This window comes from Streptomyces coacervatus (assembly GCF_029223485.1).
GTDB classification, from domain to species: Bacteria; Actinomycetota; Actinomycetes; order Streptomycetales; family Streptomycetaceae; genus Streptomyces; species Streptomyces coacervatus.
The window spans coordinates 496782-511100 of record NZ_JARHTP010000001.1 but is presented as its reverse complement, the minus strand read 5'-3'; the positions used below and the strand labels follow the sequence as shown (position 1 = coordinate 511100).

Here is a 14319-nt window from a genome sequence, read left to right as displayed (position 1 = left end):
GCTGCTCCCAGGGCCAAGGCGCTCTCCGGGGGCAGCTTGCGCATGTCGCCGACGCGGCGACAGGGCAGTTGGGGCCCCAGGCGTGGCACGACGAGGTCCTGTTCCACCAGCCGGAGATCCACACTCTCCTGTGCGCGGAAATCACCTGGCTGCCGGTGTCGAACTGCACTGCGGTGCCACCCTGATGGGAAGCGAAGAGGACAGCGGCGGCGCCCGCTGTCATGGGCGAACGCAGGACGGCACGGACGAGGTCCTGACCGGAGAATCTCGGCACGGACGACCCGTGGCTGGTCGTCGACGGACGTCTGAGCGGCGCCGCCGGCCACCGGGGGGCGCGAAGCCCGGTGGTGTTCAGCGCCCGGGGATGAAGCCGTGGTCGCCGCCGGGGTGGTCGGGGTCGATGGCGTGCAGAATGCGCTGCCCGATGTCGGTGAGGTGGCGGACCTGGGCCTTGGTCAGGGGGTCGAAGACCAGCCGTCTGACCTCCTGGACATGCCCCGGAGCGACGGCGAGCACCGTCTCGTACCCTTCCTCGGTCAGGGCCGCCAGGGTGTACCGGCCGTCGGTGGGGTCGGAGCTGCGGTGCACGTATCCCTTGCGTTCGAGACGGGCGACGACCTGGGACAGGCGGGAGAGCGAGCCCTCGGCGTAGGAGGCGAGCACGCTCATGCGCAGCGTCCGCTCCGGCGACTCCGACAGAGCCGCCAGCACGCCGTAGTCGAAGTAGTTCAGCCCTGCCGACCGTAGTTGTGCGTCGAGGGCGCTCTCCAGGCGCAGCATGATGCCGACCAGGCTGAGCCACGCGCGTCGTTCCTGCTCATCGAGCCATCGGGGGCCCTCTTCGGCCGGGATCTTTGTCACGCCCCCAATCTACCGTCACTTCACACTTGAAGCGAAAGACGGACCGAGATCACTTGATGCTTGAAGTCATAGCACGCTACATTTCACTTCAATGCTTAAGTGACTGCCCGGGTCTGTGCCGAGCAGCGAACTCCGTAGGAGACCGTCGTGAAGCTGCTCGTTCTCGGCGCCACCGGCGCCACCGGCCGTCTGGTCGTCGACCAGGCTCTGGCGGCCGGTCACACCGTGCGCGCCCTGGTCCGCTCCCCCCAGAAACTGGACGCCGCCCGGCCCGGACTCGACGTCGTCTCCGGCCAGGCCACGGACGCCGGCGACGTCACGCAGGCCATGGTGGGCGTGGACGCGGTGATCAGCGCCCTCGGAGCCGGCGGGGGAACCGTCATCACCGACGCGACGCGCGCGGTCATCGCCGGTGCGACCAACACCGGCGTCAGCCGCCTGGTGTACCTCTCGTCGTTCGCCGTTCTGCACGATCGGCTCAGCGGCCCGGCCAAGGCCATGGCAGGCCTGGCGATGAAGGCGATGGTCAAGGACAAGTCCGCGGCCGAGGACGCGCTCCGCGCCAGCAACCTCGACTGGACGATCGTCCACGCCGTCCGCCTCACCAACGGACCCTCCACCGGTGGCGCCAAGCCCCTCCCGGCCGGGGCCACCCTGCGCATGGGCGACACCGTCAGCCGCGCCGATGTGGCCGCCTGGATGCTGGCCGCCGTCACGGACGTCTCCACCAGCCGCCGCTCCGTCGCCATCGCCGGCTGAGCCTCCTTCCCCCTTTCGTCACATCACCCTGTTCTGATTCGGAGAACACCATGAGCGGACAGCTCGCCACCCGTTCCGCCCGCCCCAACGGCCTGGCCATCGCCGGCGGTCTGGTCGGGACCGCAGTCGTCGCCACCGCGCTCAACGCCGTCGTCGCCGTGACCGCACGCGCGGCCGGCGCCTCGGACGACTTCCAGCCGCTCCACCTCACCGCCTACGCGCCCCTCACCGTCTTCGGGGTCCTGGTCGGCGCCGCCGCCTGGGCGATCGTCCGCGCCCGCTCGGCACGTCCCGCCGGTCTGCTGCGCACCCTCGTACCCGTCATCGTCCTCGTCAGCCTCGTCCCTGACATTCTCGTCGGCGCCTCCGACAGCAAGCCCGGCACCAGCTGGGGGGCCGTCATCGCCCTGATGGTCATGCACTTCGTCGTCGCGGCTGTCGCCGTCCCCGCCTTTCGGCGATTCCTCCCCCTGGAGGGCCGTCAGGGCTGACCGCCTCCCCCAGGACAACTCCTGGTCGCGGCGATGATCGTATCGACGGAGCGGTTTGTGTCCGGCCGAGGCATTCAGCACCTGTGTGCGAATGCCTCGGTTCCGTGTAGCCGCAGGGGCGGATGAGAGGCCCACATCGATGACTGCGGTCTCCCACCACGACGTCGCCTCCGCGCGGCTTTCGTATCGAGCTACCAGCAGTTGACCGGCGCTCCGTTGTGGCCGTCCGGTCCTTCGCACGACGGCGAGACGGCCCGCCGGCTCTACGAGGACGCACCGTTCGGACTGCTCGCGCACGACACCTGCGCGGATCCGATCTTCACCTGCGCGACCACGACCGCCCAGAGGTGTTCGAGTACACCCGGCAGGAGTTCGTGCGGTTTCCGTCCCGGCTGTCCGCGGCTCCGGGAGGACAGAGCGACTGGGCGGGGTTCGTGCGATCGGTGACGGAGCGCGGGTACGCGTCCGGCTGCCGCGGCCTGAGGACCGCCAAGTCCGGCCGGAGATGCTGGACAGAAGACGTCACGATGTGGCACCTGGTGGACGCCGACGGCTCACACCACGGTCAGGCCGCCGTGTTCCGGTCGTGGACCGACGTCTCGGAGGACCGGACAGGCGGCTGATGATGTCCGACGCGTCAATGGGCCCGTAGCTGTCGGCCGGACCGTCCGCTCTCGCGAACCGACCCCCCTCCAGGGAATCCGGTCAGCGCGGACCGATGCCCGCTCCTCTTCGAGAGGCCGCTCAGGCAGCTCTACCGCATCGGCGGGCGCGGGATGACCTAGCTGTCACGCCGCGCCCGATCCGCCCATGCTCTCGGGCAGTTCGCCGGGTGACGAGCACCTCGGCGGACAGGCAACCGGCGAGCCCGTCGCGGAGGCCTGGGCCGTGTCCGCAAAGTCCCTCCCCAAGAGGGGGTGCCCCCAGCCCTGCGACGCCCGGCACGTGCTCTCGCCGCACCGGGCGAAAGCCCACGTACGTCCAGTACGAGGACTTCCGCCCGGCCTCCCCCAGCCTGCGGCCGGGGGGACCCCCAGAGCACGCACCGGATGCCGCAGGGCCCGCCCTCCGGGCGGACGACGGGACTTTGCGGACACGACCTAGCGGCGTGTGCTGCCCCCGTCCGTGACGATGAGCTGCCCGGTGATGAACGCGGCGTCGTCGGAGGCGAGGAACGCCACGACGCCCGAGACGTCGGACGGCATCTGCACCCGCTTGATGTTCTGCCCTTGCACGGCCTGCTCGAAGAAGGACTCGTCCGTGTTCTCCACGGCGGCGGCCGTCCGGACGAGACCCGCGGCGACGCCGTTCACGGTGATGTTGTGGGCGCCGAGGCCGGTGGCCAGGACGGAGGTGAATCCGTTCAGGGCGCCCTTGGCTGAGATGTAGGAGACGAAGGGCGGCGGCGCGGTCCAGTAGCTGGACGAGGTGATGTTGATGATCCGGCCCGCCCCGGACTCCTTCAGGTGCGGCAGGAACGCCTTGGCGGTCAGGAAGGGGCCGTCCACGTTGACGGCGAAGGTGCGACGCCACTCGTCGTAGGTCACGTGGTCGAAGTCGGCCAGCAGAACCACGGCCGCGTTGTTCACCAGGATGTCGACGGGACCGAGTTCGTCGCGGACCCGCGCGGCGAACCCGTGGATCGCGTCGGCGTCGGAGATGTCGACCTTGTCGCTGAGGAATCGTCGTCCGGTCTCCTCTACGAGTGTCCGCGTCCCGTCGGCCGGATCGACGTCCGCGACCGCGATGTCCGCGCCCTCCGACGCGAGCCTGCGGGCGATCTCCTGTCCGATCCCCCTACTGCCTCCGGTCACGACGGCGGTCTTGCCGGTCAGTCTCCCAGCCATGACGCATCTCTCCTCGGCCAGCGCTCGAACGGTCTCGTTCCTGGATGGTGCGCATCGACGCCGTCGACGGGGGGTGGCTTGTCCGTCCAATGAACATGTCCATTGAGCGTGACGGGGGTCACTTCCTACCTTGTCGCTACTCGCTGGTTGGTCACCGTGCCGTGCGTCCTGGTTCAGGTTTGACCGAAGAGCCACGCGGCGGAGCTCCGCGAGGGCACAGGGCCGGTTCGGCAGCGGTGCTGCCGGGATGGCCGAGCGCCGAGAGACAAGCACCCGCAGCAAGGTCCGGCGGCGAACGTCGGTTCCGAAGGCAGAGCTTTTGCGCGCAAGGAGTCGTCCATGGTTCAGATCGAAACACCCGGTGCGAAAGAGGGAGAGGGTGGCAGATACACCCTGAGCTCGGGCACGCTCGCCGCGGTGGTGCTCGCCGTGTGCCTCTCGCAGATAGCCCTTTCCGTCCCCTCGCTCATCACCGGGCTGATCCAGCAGGACCTCACGCCGACCTCGGCCCAGCTGACGTGGATCGTCGACGCCTTCTTCATTCCCGTCGCCGCGTTGGAACTGGGCTTCGGCGTGTTCGGTGACCTCTTCGGCCGCAAGCGCCTGCTCATCGGGGGCGCCGCGCTCATCGTCGTGGGCTCGACTCTCGCGGTCCTGGTGCCGGGAGAGGGATCCTCGACCGGCACCCGGGTGACGTTGCTGATCCTGGCCCAGGTCCTCAACGGCATCGGGGCCGCGGCGATCTTCCCGACGAGCCTCGCCATGGTGGCCGCCGGCACGCACACCACCGCCACCCGCGCGCGCGGCGTGGCGGTCTGGGCCTCGGCGCTTTCGGTCGGCGGCTTCCTCGGGCCGCTGCTGGCAGGCGTCGCCGCCAAGATCCACACCGGATGGGCCGGGAACGCGAACTGGCGCTGGGCCTACGTCGGTGTCCTTGTCATCGCCGTGGTGAGCGTGGTCCTGTCGCTCGCCCTCGCCCAGAACTCGGCGTCACCCGAGGGCCGGTCCATCGACTGGCCGGGGCAGATCACCGCCGCGCTCGGCCTGTTCGCTCTGCTGTACGCCGTGATCCAGGGCCCCGAAAGCGGTTGGGGGAGCCCGCAGATCGTCATCGCGTTCGTCCTCGCGGCCGTCTTCCTCGTGCTGTTCGTCTTCGCGGAGGGTCGCGTGGCCGCGCCGCTGCTTCTCCTGAGCGCCTTCAAGAACCGGGCGTTCGCCGTGAACTCGGCGGTCACCGTGATCGGTATGTTCGGCTTCCTGGCGATCATGTACTCCACCAGTATCCGCCTCACCACCATCCAGGGGTTCAGCCCGCTGAAGAGCTCCGTCGCCTACCTCTTCTTCGGAGGCATCGGCCTGGTACTGCTGCCCCTCACTTCCAGGCTGCTGGAGCGCTACAACCCCCGGTGGGTGCTCTTCACCGGCCTGGTCTTCATCGGCGTAGGCGGGCTGTGGTTCGCCGGCGTTCCGGCGAGCGACCGCGCTCTGGGCGCCATCGTCGGTCCTCTGATCCTCGCCGGCGTCGGTTCGGGACTCGCCTTCGCCGCCATGAGCGCGGTCGCGGTCAACTCGTTGCCCAACCACCTCGCCGGCATGGCAAGCGGTGCCACGAGCACGTTCCGTGACCTCGGGTTCGCCCTCGGCCCCGCGATCACGGGTGCCGTCGCGCTGGGCCAGGCCGCCAAGGAGATCGCCCGCAACGTGGCCGGCGATCCCGGCCTGAGCAAGGCCTACGCGGCTTTCCAGGCCTCCGCGGCCCATGCTCCCGCGGATCAGAAACCGCAGCTCGAGGCGGCAGTTCACGCCGTGGCCTCGGGCCCGCTGGGCGCCAACTCCGTGCCGGCCAGCATCACCACGCCCGATGGTCACGTCGTGCCCTTCAACCCGCTCAAGGACGTCGCCTTCCACGCTCTCAGCCACAGTTACTCCCACGCGTACGTGCTCGGTGGCGTGGCTGCCCTCGTGGCGGCGGCACTCACCCTGGTGGGTGCGCGCGGTGGTGTGGGCGAGACCCATCTCGACGACGACCCGCACACCCTCGACGGCTGATGCCCGGCGAACACACCGGCGCCGGGACATGAGTGACAAGTCGGCCAGGACGGCCGGAGTGCCCGTCGCGACTTCTCCTACTGGGGAGCGGCCGCGACGGGCCACGGCACACACAGAACAACGCTCAAGCGACCTACTCGGACAGGAGTCGGACCCATGACCACCACACCATCGGCACCGAGCAGTACGGACGATGCCCGTGTGCCGGAAGAGGTCGCCCAGGCGGAGGCAGCGTGGCTCGTCGCCCTCACCAAGGGCGACGAGGAGCAGCGTGCGCTCATGCTCCCCGACTGCGTGATCGTTCACGGCCCGGTCGGCAATGTCCACGACCGCGAACATTTCCTCCGCTACAACGCGTCGATGGGGGCCACCCTCGAGGCCGAGACCAGCGAGGTGACGTGCCAGGAGCGGGAAGGACGTGTCATCGTGACGTGCTTTCAGAAGATGCGCATCCGGCGCGTGCCCGACCTGCCGCCCTTCCTGGTGCAGGCCGTGGCGACGCGGGTGTGGTTCTCGACCGACGAGGGATGGCGCCTCGGTCACATGCAGCTCTCCCGGCGCCAGCCGTCGGCATGACGTGCCGGTTCCCTCGCCCCGCGGGCTACGAGGTACGAATGGGAATGCCCGGCCGCCAGCCGAGGCTCCTGGACAGTCCCAGCCCGCTCGCGACCAGCGAGGGAACCGCCGCCTGCAGTTTGATCGAGCCCGCGGCCACCACGACGGACAGGGCCGCGACGACCTTGCCGCTGCCGTCGACGATGCGCGTCGCGACCGACTCGGCCCCTTCGGTCAGTTCTTCCTTGACGACCACCGTTCCGGTCGAGCGACAGGACGCCAGTTCGCGACGGAGTTCGGTGGGCTCCACGATCGTTTTGGGAGTGAAGCGTTGCAGCCTTCCGGCCAGTACTTCATCGATGAAGGTCGGACTGCTGTGGCTCAGCAGCACCTTGCCGACACCGGAGCAGTGCAAGGGGAGCAGGCCGCCGACCTGTGACGTCAGTCCGACGGCGTGGACCGCCGACAGTCGCTCGATGATCACGGCCTGGTCGCCCTGGAGGACCGCCAACTGCACGTGCTGGCGAAGAGCCGTGTACAGGTCCTCCACGAACGGCTGCGCGGCGCTGCGGAGCGTCTCGGCGCGTGGTGCGAGTGTTCCGAGGCGCCACAGCGGCAGGCCGATCGCGAACCGGTTGTCGCTGGTGCGCTCCAGCGCGCCGGCCTCGACGAGTTCGAGCGTGAGGCGCCTGGCGGTGGCGTGCGGCATGCCGGTGCGTCTCACCAGGTCGGCGAGGCTCAGCTCGGTGTTGTTGGGGTCGAAGGCGAACAGCAGGTCCCACAGCCGGGAGCTCACCGAGCGCCCGGGTTCGTTCGCGCGAGGCATGGGCCTCTCCTTTGTCGAGCGTGATCCCGCTCACCCTACCTTCAATGTTCGTTGGATGGATAGCCCTGTTCTATCAATGCGCATTTCACCGAACCCTTGCATACAGCCAGTTACCACCTCGCTCGAGGTCCACGGGAGTGAAAGAGCATGAGCACAGAAGACGGCCCCAAGATCGCGATCCTCGGTGGCGGTATCGGGGGCCTCGCCGCCGCGGCGTTCCTTCGCGACCAGGGCTTCGAAAGTGACGTCTACGAGCAGGCGGCCGCGCTCACCGAGGTGGGCGCCGGCCTGGTGATCGCACCCAACGCCGCCCGCCTGCTACGACGCCTCGGTGTGCTGGACCGATTCATCAAGCGCGCGGTGCGCATGGAGATCGGCTGGGAGTTCCGGCGCTGGGAGAACGGCGCCGTTCTCTCCGCGGAGAACCTGGAGGAGGGGTGCGTGCGTCTGTACGGCGAGCACACCTACACCGCCCACCGTGCCGACCTGCTCGAAGCCTTGAGGTCGGCGGTACCCGAGCACTCGATCCATCTCGGCAAGCGCTGCGTCTCGGTCGAGTTCGAAGACGACCGGGCGGTCCTGCACTTCGAGGACGGTGAGACGGTCCGTCCGGACATCCTCATCGGCGCCGACGGCGTCCACTCACGTGTGCGCGGCGCCATCGTCGGGCCGACACAGGCCAGGGAGTCGGGCATCTGCGCCTTCCGGGCTCTCGTACCCGCGGAGCAGGCACCCGACTTCGCCAGGCGGCGTGCACAGACCCTCTGGATCGGCCCCGACCACCACCTCGTGCACTACCCCGTTTCCGGCGAGGAGTACGTCAATCTCGTCGCCTTCGCACCCGCCGGGACCAACAGCGTCGAGTCATGGACGGCCACCGCGACGCTCAGCGAACTGCTCGACGAGTTCGCCGGCTGGGATCCGCGTCTGGTGGAGCTCATCACGGCAGCCGACACACCGGGGCGCTGGGCGTTGCTCGACCGCGAGCCCCTCGACCGCTGGAACCGTGGAAACGCGACCCTGCTGGGTGACGCGGCCCACCCGATGTTCCCGTTCTTCGCCCAGGGCGCCGCCCAGGCGATCGAGGACGGCGCGGTTCTGGCCCTCTGCCTCGCGGCGGACCCGGACAACCCGACCGCGGCGCTGGAACGCTACGAGGAACTCCGCCGGCGCCGTACGGCCCGCCTGCAGGAGGTGTCGCACGGGCGGTCCCACATCAACCACCTTCCGGACGGCCCGGAACAGCTGGCACGCGACCTGGAGTACTCGCAGGCCGACCCGCTCCGGGCGAACGGCTGGATCTACGAGTACGACCCCGAGACCGCTGTATCGGCGTCGGCGTGACGCGGCGGCAGGCATGAAGATCACGGCCGCGGTGTCACGCGAGAACCGGGCAGTGCCCGAACTCGAGCAGGTCGACCTCGGGGACCCGAGGCCGGACGAGGTCCTGGTGCGCATCGTGGCAACAGGCATCTGTCACACCGACATCAACTGTCACAACGGTCATGGGGTCCCCGTACCTCACCCGATCGTGCTCGGACACGAGGGCGCGGGTGTCGTGGAGGCGGTCGGTGCGGGCGTCACGCGTCTGCGGCCCGGTGACCATGTGGTGCTCTCGGGCAACTCCTGCGGTGTGTGCCCCAGTTGTCTCGACGCGCGGCCCACCTACTGCCGGGAGGCGATGCGCGCGGCCTTCGGCGGGGCCCGATTCGACGGCAGCTCGCCGATCACCCAGGCCGGAGACCGTGTCGCGGCCGTGTTCTTCGGACAGTCCTCCTTCGCGACGTACGCGGTGGCGCCCGCACGCAGCGCGGTCCTCCTCCCGAAGGACGCCCCTCTGCACCTGATGGGACCGCTCGGCTGCGGCGTCGTCACGGGGGCGGGCTCGGTTCTGGAGTCGTTCAGGTTGCGCCCCGGACAGTCGATCGCGGTGTTCGGCACCGGTGGCGTGGGGCTCGCGGCCGTCATGGCCGCCCGTCTCGCCGGCGCCCGGCGTATCGTCGCCGTCGACATCAGCCGCCCCCGGCTCGAGCTCGCCGTGGAGCTGGGCGCGACCGACACCGTGCTGGGGGGCGACGGCGGTGAGGAGGCGGCACTGCGACAGATCGAGCCTGACGGATTCGACTTCGCGTTCGTCACGGCGGACGTGCCGTCCGTCTACGCGACCGCGACGACGTGCCTGGACGTCGAAGGCACGCTCGGCTACGTGGTGGCACCCGCGGGCGAGTGGGTCCCGGACACCGGCTTCCTCCTCTCCGGCGGCCGCAGGCTTCAAGGGATCATCGGCGGCTCGGCCAACCCCCACGCCTTGATCCCCCGGCTGGTCGAGTACTGGCGGGCGGGTCGGTTCCCCTTCGACCGGATGATCGAGGAGTTCTCCTTCCACGACTTCGCCAAGGCGTGGAAGGAGGCCGGTTCGGGGCGGGTGATCAAGGCCGTGCTCAGAATGCCGGAAGCCTGACATCGCTTCCGCGAACAGTCACGTCGACGCGGTGTCGATCTTTCCAGAGCGAACAAGGCGTTGACCGTCCAACGAACACAGCCGTTGTCCTCGCCCAGACCGCACAAGAGACTGCGGTACGGGCGGCCTCAGAAGCGGCCCCACCTGCACCCTTTGTCGAAACTCTCCATACGCCCAGAGAGGCGGACCATCGAATGGCAACCGCAACCGGTAGTGGACTCGTCGTGCGAACACTGCAGCGAGCCGGCGTCAACGTGGCCTTCGGCCTGCCCGGGGCGCACATCGACGGCATCCTCCAGGACGCCCTGGATGCCAAGCTCCGGATCGTCGATGTGCGCCACGAGATGAACGCCGGTCACGCGGCCGAGGGCTACGCCCGGGTCACCGGGGATCTCGGGGTCGCCGTCGTCACGGCCGGCGGCGGCTTCACCAACGTCCTGACCTCGATCGCCAACGCCTATCTGGACCGGACACCGGTCCTCTACATCGCGGGCTCCGGTCCGCTTGAGACGGACCAGGTCAACGACCAGCAGGCCGGATTCGACCAGGTCGCCATGGCCGCCCCGGTGACCAAGTTCGCGCACCGCGTCACCCGTACCGAGCTGATCCCCCGCCTGGTCGCCCAGGCGATCCGTACCGCCCTGTCGGAGCCCAGGGGCCCGGTGCTCCTCGACATCCCCTGGGACGTCCTGCGCCAGTCGGTGGACGTCGACGAGGTCGACGACTACCGCGTCGAGGTCGACGGCACCGGTGTCTCCCCCGCCGGTGCCGTCGACCGCATCGTCGATGCGCTGAGCACCGCCCGGCGCCCGGTCGCGCTGGTCGGCAAGTCCTTCGTGACCGCCGAAGCCCGGGCGCAGTTGCACGAGTTCGCCGCCCGTACCGGAGTGCCCCTCTTCTCCGACTGGGAGGGCCTCGGGGCGATCGTCGGCTCCGAGCAACACGTCGGTCTCGTCCAGACCCTGGCCACCGTCCCCGAGGACGAGCGACCCGACCTGGTCCTGCTGCTCGGTCTACGCTTCGGCATGACCACCCAGTTCGGTACGGGCCGGCTGCTTCCGAAGAGCTCCCGGTTGTTCCAGATCGACCCCGACGGGCGTGAACTCGGCCGTCTCCAGGATGTCGAACTCGGCGTCCAGGCCGACCCGGTCGGCACGGTCGGCCTGCTGAACGAGCGCCTGGGCGACGGCCCTGTGCCCTCCGGGCGCGACGACTGGCTGAAGACCCTGCGCGAGGTCTCGGCCACCCGGCGGTCCGCGCTCGCGGACGAGACCGAGCAGCACGAGGGCGCGATCCACCCGTACCTCGCCGTCCGCACGATCGCCGAGAGCGTCCCCGACCAGGCCACCGTGGTCGTCGACGGCGCTCTGACCGAGCTGTGGCTCTCCGAGACGATCGCCCTGGCGCCGCTGGCCCACTACTTGGGGCACGGCTACCTCAGCTCGATGGGGAGCACCTTCGGCGTGGCCGTCGGAGCGCAGTACGCGATCCCCGACAAGGCGACCATCCTCGTCACCGGAGACGGAGCCGTCGGCTACAGCCTCGCCGAGTTCGACACCCTCGTCCGGGCGGGGCTCCCCGTCGTCGTGATCGTCCTCAACAACCAGGCGTGGGGCGCCACCCTGCACACCCAGCAGTTCATCTTCGGGGAGAACCGCGTCACCAACAACCGCCTGGAGAACGGCTCCTACAGCGGCGTGGCACGAGCTCTCGGTGCGGACGGCGTCGACGTCACAGAGCTGGACCAGCTGCGCCCGGCGATCGAGGCGGCCCTCGCGGCCCGTCGGCCGACGTGCATCGACGTACGCGTCAGCCTCGCGCCCATTCCTCCGGAGGAGCGCGTCCTGAACGGCGGGGCTCCGTTCGGTGGCATCGAGGTCGACTCATGAGCGGCGACCCGCCCGCCGCGGACCGGCGGCGGCGATTCCTCGGGAAGACCTGCCTCGTCACCGGCGGCAGCAGGGGACTGGGCCTGGCAGCCGCACGGGCCTTCGCCCGCGAGGGCGCCCGCGTGGTCATCGTCGCGCGGGACCCCGACCGGCTGAAGACGGCGAGCGATCTGATCGGCGACGGCACGATCGCCGTGTCCGCGGACCTCTCCTCCGTGGCCGGCATCAAGGCCGCGTTCAGCGAGGTCGCCGCACGGGTGGAACGTATCGACGCCGCCTACGTCAATGCCGGGCAGGCGGGCATGAAGCGCCTCGACGACATGGACGAGGAAACCTGGGACTCGGTGTTCGACACCAACGTCAAGGGCTCGTTCTTCGTGATGCAGAGTCTCAAGCCCCTGCTCTCCCCCGGCGCGGCCGTCGTCTTCTGCGGCTCGGCGGCCGGTCGCAGGGCCAGCGCCGGGACCGCCGCCTACGGCACCAGCAAGGCGGCGCTCGAGCACCTGACCCGCATTCTCGCCGCCGAGGTCGTCGCCGAGGGAATCCGGGTCAACATCGTGATTCCGGCCGGCATGAACACCGACATCTCCGCACATACGACGGGCCTGCCGCCCGGCGGGGCGGACGCCTTCCGGGAGCGGCTCAGGCTCAGCACTCCCATGCTCCGAGAGGGAGAGCCGGAGGAACTGGCCGACGCCGTGCTCTTCCTGGCCTCGTCCGAAGCCGGCTACACCACGGGGACCGCCCTCCTCGTGGACGGTGGCCTCACCGGCTTCCTCCGCCCCTCGGCATAGCGGCGAAGGCCTCTGTCGATCACCCACAGAGCCGCAGGACCCGACCCGAGTGAGGACGACCACCATGCAGTTTCCCTTCGGTCAGCCGACGGACGCCATCATCCAGGTCGCGTACATGGTCCCCGACCTGACCGCCGGGATGCGCTGGTGGACCGACGAACTCGGCGTCGGGCCCTGGTTCGTGAACGGAAGGCTCGGCGGCGAGGGCTCCACCTACCGCGGTGAGCCGGGGAAGGCGGAGTTCACCCTCGCCCTCGCCTTCTCCGGGCACATGATGGTCGAGCTGGTCCAGACCCTCGACGACGAGCCTTCCATCTACAAGGACGCCCACGAACGCCATGGCTACGGCTTCCATCACGTCGCCAAGATCGTGCCCGACGTCCGGGAGGAGGTCGAACGTCGTGAGGCGCGCGGAGCGTCGGTACGTTTTCACGATCTGACCCCGGGCGGTGACGTCTTCTTCCTCGACGGCGGTGAGGATGGCCCGGGGATGATCGAGCTCGTCCAGGACAGCGAGATCACGCGAGGGATCTTCACATCGGCCTGGCGGGCATCGGTCGGCTGGGACGGATCGCGGCCGGTGCGCGACTTCGCGGAGTTGCTGCCGGCCTGACCGTGGGGCGGGCGAACGGCCGTGTCGGGAGGCGGCACGACGGTGTCGGGCGAGGGGTGCAACACGGCCTGCCCGGGATTGTCCGCGGGACCAGTCGGCCCGGCGCATGCTACCGCAGTTACGGCGAGACAAGCACCGTCGGCGCCGGGCACCTGTCCGGGAACCGGGGCAGCGGCGGGCGGGCGGGCCGGCAGCGCTCGGTCGGCGTCAGTGCGACGGCCGCCGGCAAACGACCGCCTCACTCCGCCCTGCGGCCATGGAGCGCGGGCGGTTCGACACTTCCCTACCGGGGCTTCGCGCCGCCCGGGGCCAACAGGCCGTCCATCACCAGTCCGGCCAGAGCCTCCGCCCTGGCGAGACGTTCTGCCCGCGGCAGATGCTCGGGGCGCCCCAGGCGCCGGGCGAGAGCCTCATGCATCAGTCCTGACACCGGAGCGGTGATGGCGAAGAACAGGACGTCCATCGGAACCCGTGCGATGCGCCCGGACGCCATCAGCCGCTCGACACTGGGCACGACGAGAGCCAGTGTCGGCTCGATGTGACGCTGGTAGAGGTAGTCCAGCCGCTCGGTGTCCCGTGCGAACGCGTCCTCCATCAGCAGGGCCAGCCGCGGTTCGTCGATGTGGATCCGGTAGAACTCCAGGACGAACTGCCGTACCACGGCCTCGTCCTCGCTTCCCGGCGGGGGCGGCGTCATGCGCGTGAGCTGAGCCCCGAGGGCGGCATCCACCACCGCACGCCAGAAGGCCGCCTTCGACCCGTAGCGGTCGTTGATGAAGACGTGGCTGACCCCCAGTCGGCGCGCCAGCTCCCGTGCCGACGCCCGGTCGTACCCCAGCTCCGCGAACGCCTCCAGGCCCCGCAGCAGGACGTCCCGCTCCGTGGGCACCGCAGGGGAATCCCCGCTGGGGCGCCCCGGGCGTCGGGTGGTACTCGCCTTGCCTCCCACGTGTCCTCCTCAGACGGTTGTACGCGTGCGCCCACGAGTCGGGGCCAGCGTAGCCACCCTGATCGGTGCATCTGCGCATCGCCCCAGATCAGCGCCTCACACGAGGGCAGATGCGGCGGCCTCGTCGGATCAGCGGTTGACATCGGCCGAGCGCCAGCTAATCTTACAGGTGTCAGTTATCGCAAGGGGGTACACACCAGCCCCCCTTCCGGCACCACGGGTTTT

Annotated in this window: 13 protein-coding genes and 1 pseudogene; 10 read left to right on the top strand and 4 right to left on the bottom strand. The window is 69.6% G+C overall.

Features of this window, described 5'->3' with window-relative positions; genetic code table 11:
- Positions 1-351: 351 nt before the first annotated feature.
- Complete coding sequence (locus P2Q00_RS02260; RefSeq protein WP_275768891.1) at positions 352-861, bottom strand: MarR family winged helix-turn-helix transcriptional regulator; 510 nt, start codon at positions 859-861, stop codon at positions 352-354.
- Positions 862-1008: 147 nt separating this feature from the next.
- Here P2Q00_RS02260 and P2Q00_RS02255 point away from each other — a divergent pair, with 147 nt between their 5' ends.
- The 3 genes and pseudogenes from P2Q00_RS02255 (at position 1009) to P2Q00_RS02240 (ending at position 2734) form a co-directional block, all read left to right on the top strand.
- The gene (locus tag P2Q00_RS02255) at positions 1009-1620 is read left to right on the top strand and encodes an NAD(P)-dependent oxidoreductase (protein WP_275768889.1); all 612 of its coding nucleotides are present in this window, start codon (positions 1009-1011) and stop codon (positions 1618-1620) included.
- A 50-nt stretch (positions 1621-1670) separates the two neighbouring features.
- A complete protein-coding gene (locus P2Q00_RS02250) occupies positions 1671-2111 on the top strand; it encodes a DUF6069 family protein (RefSeq protein WP_275768887.1) in 441 nt (146 codons plus the stop codon).
- A gap of 201 nt (positions 2112-2312) precedes the next feature.
- Positions 2313-2734, top strand: a pseudogene (locus tag P2Q00_RS02240) (MEKHLA domain-containing protein).
- 477 nt (positions 2735-3211) lie between these two features.
- On the opposite strand, the gene P2Q00_RS02235 reads toward P2Q00_RS02240, so the two are convergent.
- Complete coding sequence (locus P2Q00_RS02235) at positions 3212-3958, bottom strand: SDR family NAD(P)-dependent oxidoreductase (RefSeq protein WP_275768884.1); 747 nt, start codon at positions 3956-3958, stop codon at positions 3212-3214.
- 339 nt (positions 3959-4297) lie between these two features.
- Between P2Q00_RS02235 and P2Q00_RS02230 the strand changes: the two genes are divergently transcribed.
- Together P2Q00_RS02230 and P2Q00_RS02225 are read left to right on the top strand one after the other, a co-directional pair.
- Positions 4298-6007 carry an MFS transporter gene (locus P2Q00_RS02230; RefSeq protein ID WP_275768882.1) on the top strand — a complete coding sequence of 570 codons (1710 nt, stop codon included), beginning with the start codon at positions 4298-4300 and terminating at the stop codon, positions 6005-6007.
- 156 nt (positions 6008-6163) lie between these two features.
- The gene (locus tag P2Q00_RS02225; protein WP_275768880.1) at positions 6164-6583 is read left to right on the top strand and encodes a nuclear transport factor 2 family protein; all 420 of its coding nucleotides are present in this window, start codon (positions 6164-6166) and stop codon (positions 6581-6583) included.
- A gap of 25 nt (positions 6584-6608) precedes the next feature.
- Here P2Q00_RS02225 and P2Q00_RS02220 read toward each other — a convergent pair whose 3' ends face one another.
- Positions 6609-7388: an IclR family transcriptional regulator gene (locus P2Q00_RS02220; protein ID WP_275768878.1), complete on the bottom strand. Its 780-nt coding sequence runs from the start codon at positions 7386-7388 to the stop codon at positions 6609-6611.
- A 147-nt stretch (positions 7389-7535) separates the two neighbouring features.
- On the opposite strand from P2Q00_RS02220, the gene P2Q00_RS02215 reads away from it, so the two are divergent.
- From P2Q00_RS02215 to P2Q00_RS02195, 5 genes are all read left to right on the top strand, one after another.
- A complete protein-coding gene (locus tag P2Q00_RS02215; protein WP_275768877.1) occupies positions 7536-8732 on the top strand; it encodes an FAD-dependent monooxygenase in 1197 nt (398 codons plus the stop codon).
- Positions 8733-8745: 13 nt separating this feature from the next.
- On the top strand, positions 8746-9849 hold the full coding sequence (locus P2Q00_RS02210; protein WP_275768875.1) for an NAD(P)-dependent alcohol dehydrogenase: 1104 nt from the start codon (positions 8746-8748) through the stop codon (positions 9847-9849).
- Between the two features lie 194 nt (positions 9850-10043).
- Positions 10044-11738 (top strand): thiamine pyrophosphate-binding protein, encoded by a 1695-nt coding sequence (locus tag P2Q00_RS02205; RefSeq protein WP_275768873.1) that lies wholly within the window; start codon positions 10044-10046, stop codon positions 11736-11738.
- The gene (locus tag P2Q00_RS02200; RefSeq protein ID WP_275768871.1) at positions 11735-12532 is read left to right on the top strand and encodes an SDR family NAD(P)-dependent oxidoreductase; all 798 of its coding nucleotides are present in this window, start codon (positions 11735-11737) and stop codon (positions 12530-12532) included. The genes P2Q00_RS02205 and P2Q00_RS02200 overlap by 4 nt, the downstream gene beginning before the upstream one ends.
- A gap of 64 nt (positions 12533-12596) precedes the next feature.
- Positions 12597-13145, top strand: a complete 549-nt coding sequence (locus P2Q00_RS02195) for a VOC family protein (RefSeq protein WP_275768869.1) — start codon at positions 12597-12599, stop codon at positions 13143-13145.
- 283 nt (positions 13146-13428) lie between these two features.
- Here the strand turns inward: P2Q00_RS02195 and P2Q00_RS02190 are convergent, their stop codons facing one another.
- The gene (locus P2Q00_RS02190) at positions 13429-14034 is read right to left on the bottom strand and encodes a TetR/AcrR family transcriptional regulator (protein ID WP_275768867.1); all 606 of its coding nucleotides are present in this window, start codon (positions 14032-14034) and stop codon (positions 13429-13431) included.
- Between the last annotated feature and the right edge of the window lie 285 nt (positions 14035-14319).

What these genes read in the sequence shown, in the direction of transcription:
- P2Q00_RS02235 (WP_275768884.1), bottom strand. Translation starts at nt 3,958, where the DNA reads ATGGCTGGGAGACTGACCGGCAAGACCGCCGTCGTGACCGGAGGCAGT.
- P2Q00_RS02210 (WP_275768875.1), top strand. Translation starts at nt 8,746, where the DNA reads ATGAAGATCACGGCCGCGGTGTCACGCGAGAACCGGGCAGTGCCCGAA.
- P2Q00_RS02215 (WP_275768877.1), top strand. Translation starts at nt 7,536, where the DNA reads ATGAGCACAGAAGACGGCCCCAAGATCGCGATCCTCGGTGGCGGTATC.
- P2Q00_RS02250 (WP_275768887.1), top strand. Translation starts at nt 1,671, where the DNA reads ATGAGCGGACAGCTCGCCACCCGTTCCGCCCGCCCCAACGGCCTGGCC.
- P2Q00_RS02195 (WP_275768869.1), top strand. Translation starts at nt 12,597, where the DNA reads ATGCAGTTTCCCTTCGGTCAGCCGACGGACGCCATCATCCAGGTCGCG.
- P2Q00_RS02225 (WP_275768880.1), top strand. Translation starts at nt 6,164, where the DNA reads ATGACCACCACACCATCGGCACCGAGCAGTACGGACGATGCCCGTGTG.
- P2Q00_RS02205 (WP_275768873.1), top strand. Translation starts at nt 10,044, where the DNA reads ATGGCAACCGCAACCGGTAGTGGACTCGTCGTGCGAACACTGCAGCGA.
- P2Q00_RS02220 (WP_275768878.1), bottom strand. Translation starts at nt 7,388, where the DNA reads ATGCCTCGCGCGAACGAACCCGGGCGCTCGGTGAGCTCCCGGCTGTGG.
- P2Q00_RS02230 (WP_275768882.1), top strand. Translation starts at nt 4,298, where the DNA reads ATGGTTCAGATCGAAACACCCGGTGCGAAAGAGGGAGAGGGTGGCAGA.
- P2Q00_RS02200 (WP_275768871.1), top strand. Translation starts at nt 11,735, where the DNA reads ATGAGCGGCGACCCGCCCGCCGCGGACCGGCGGCGGCGATTCCTCGGG.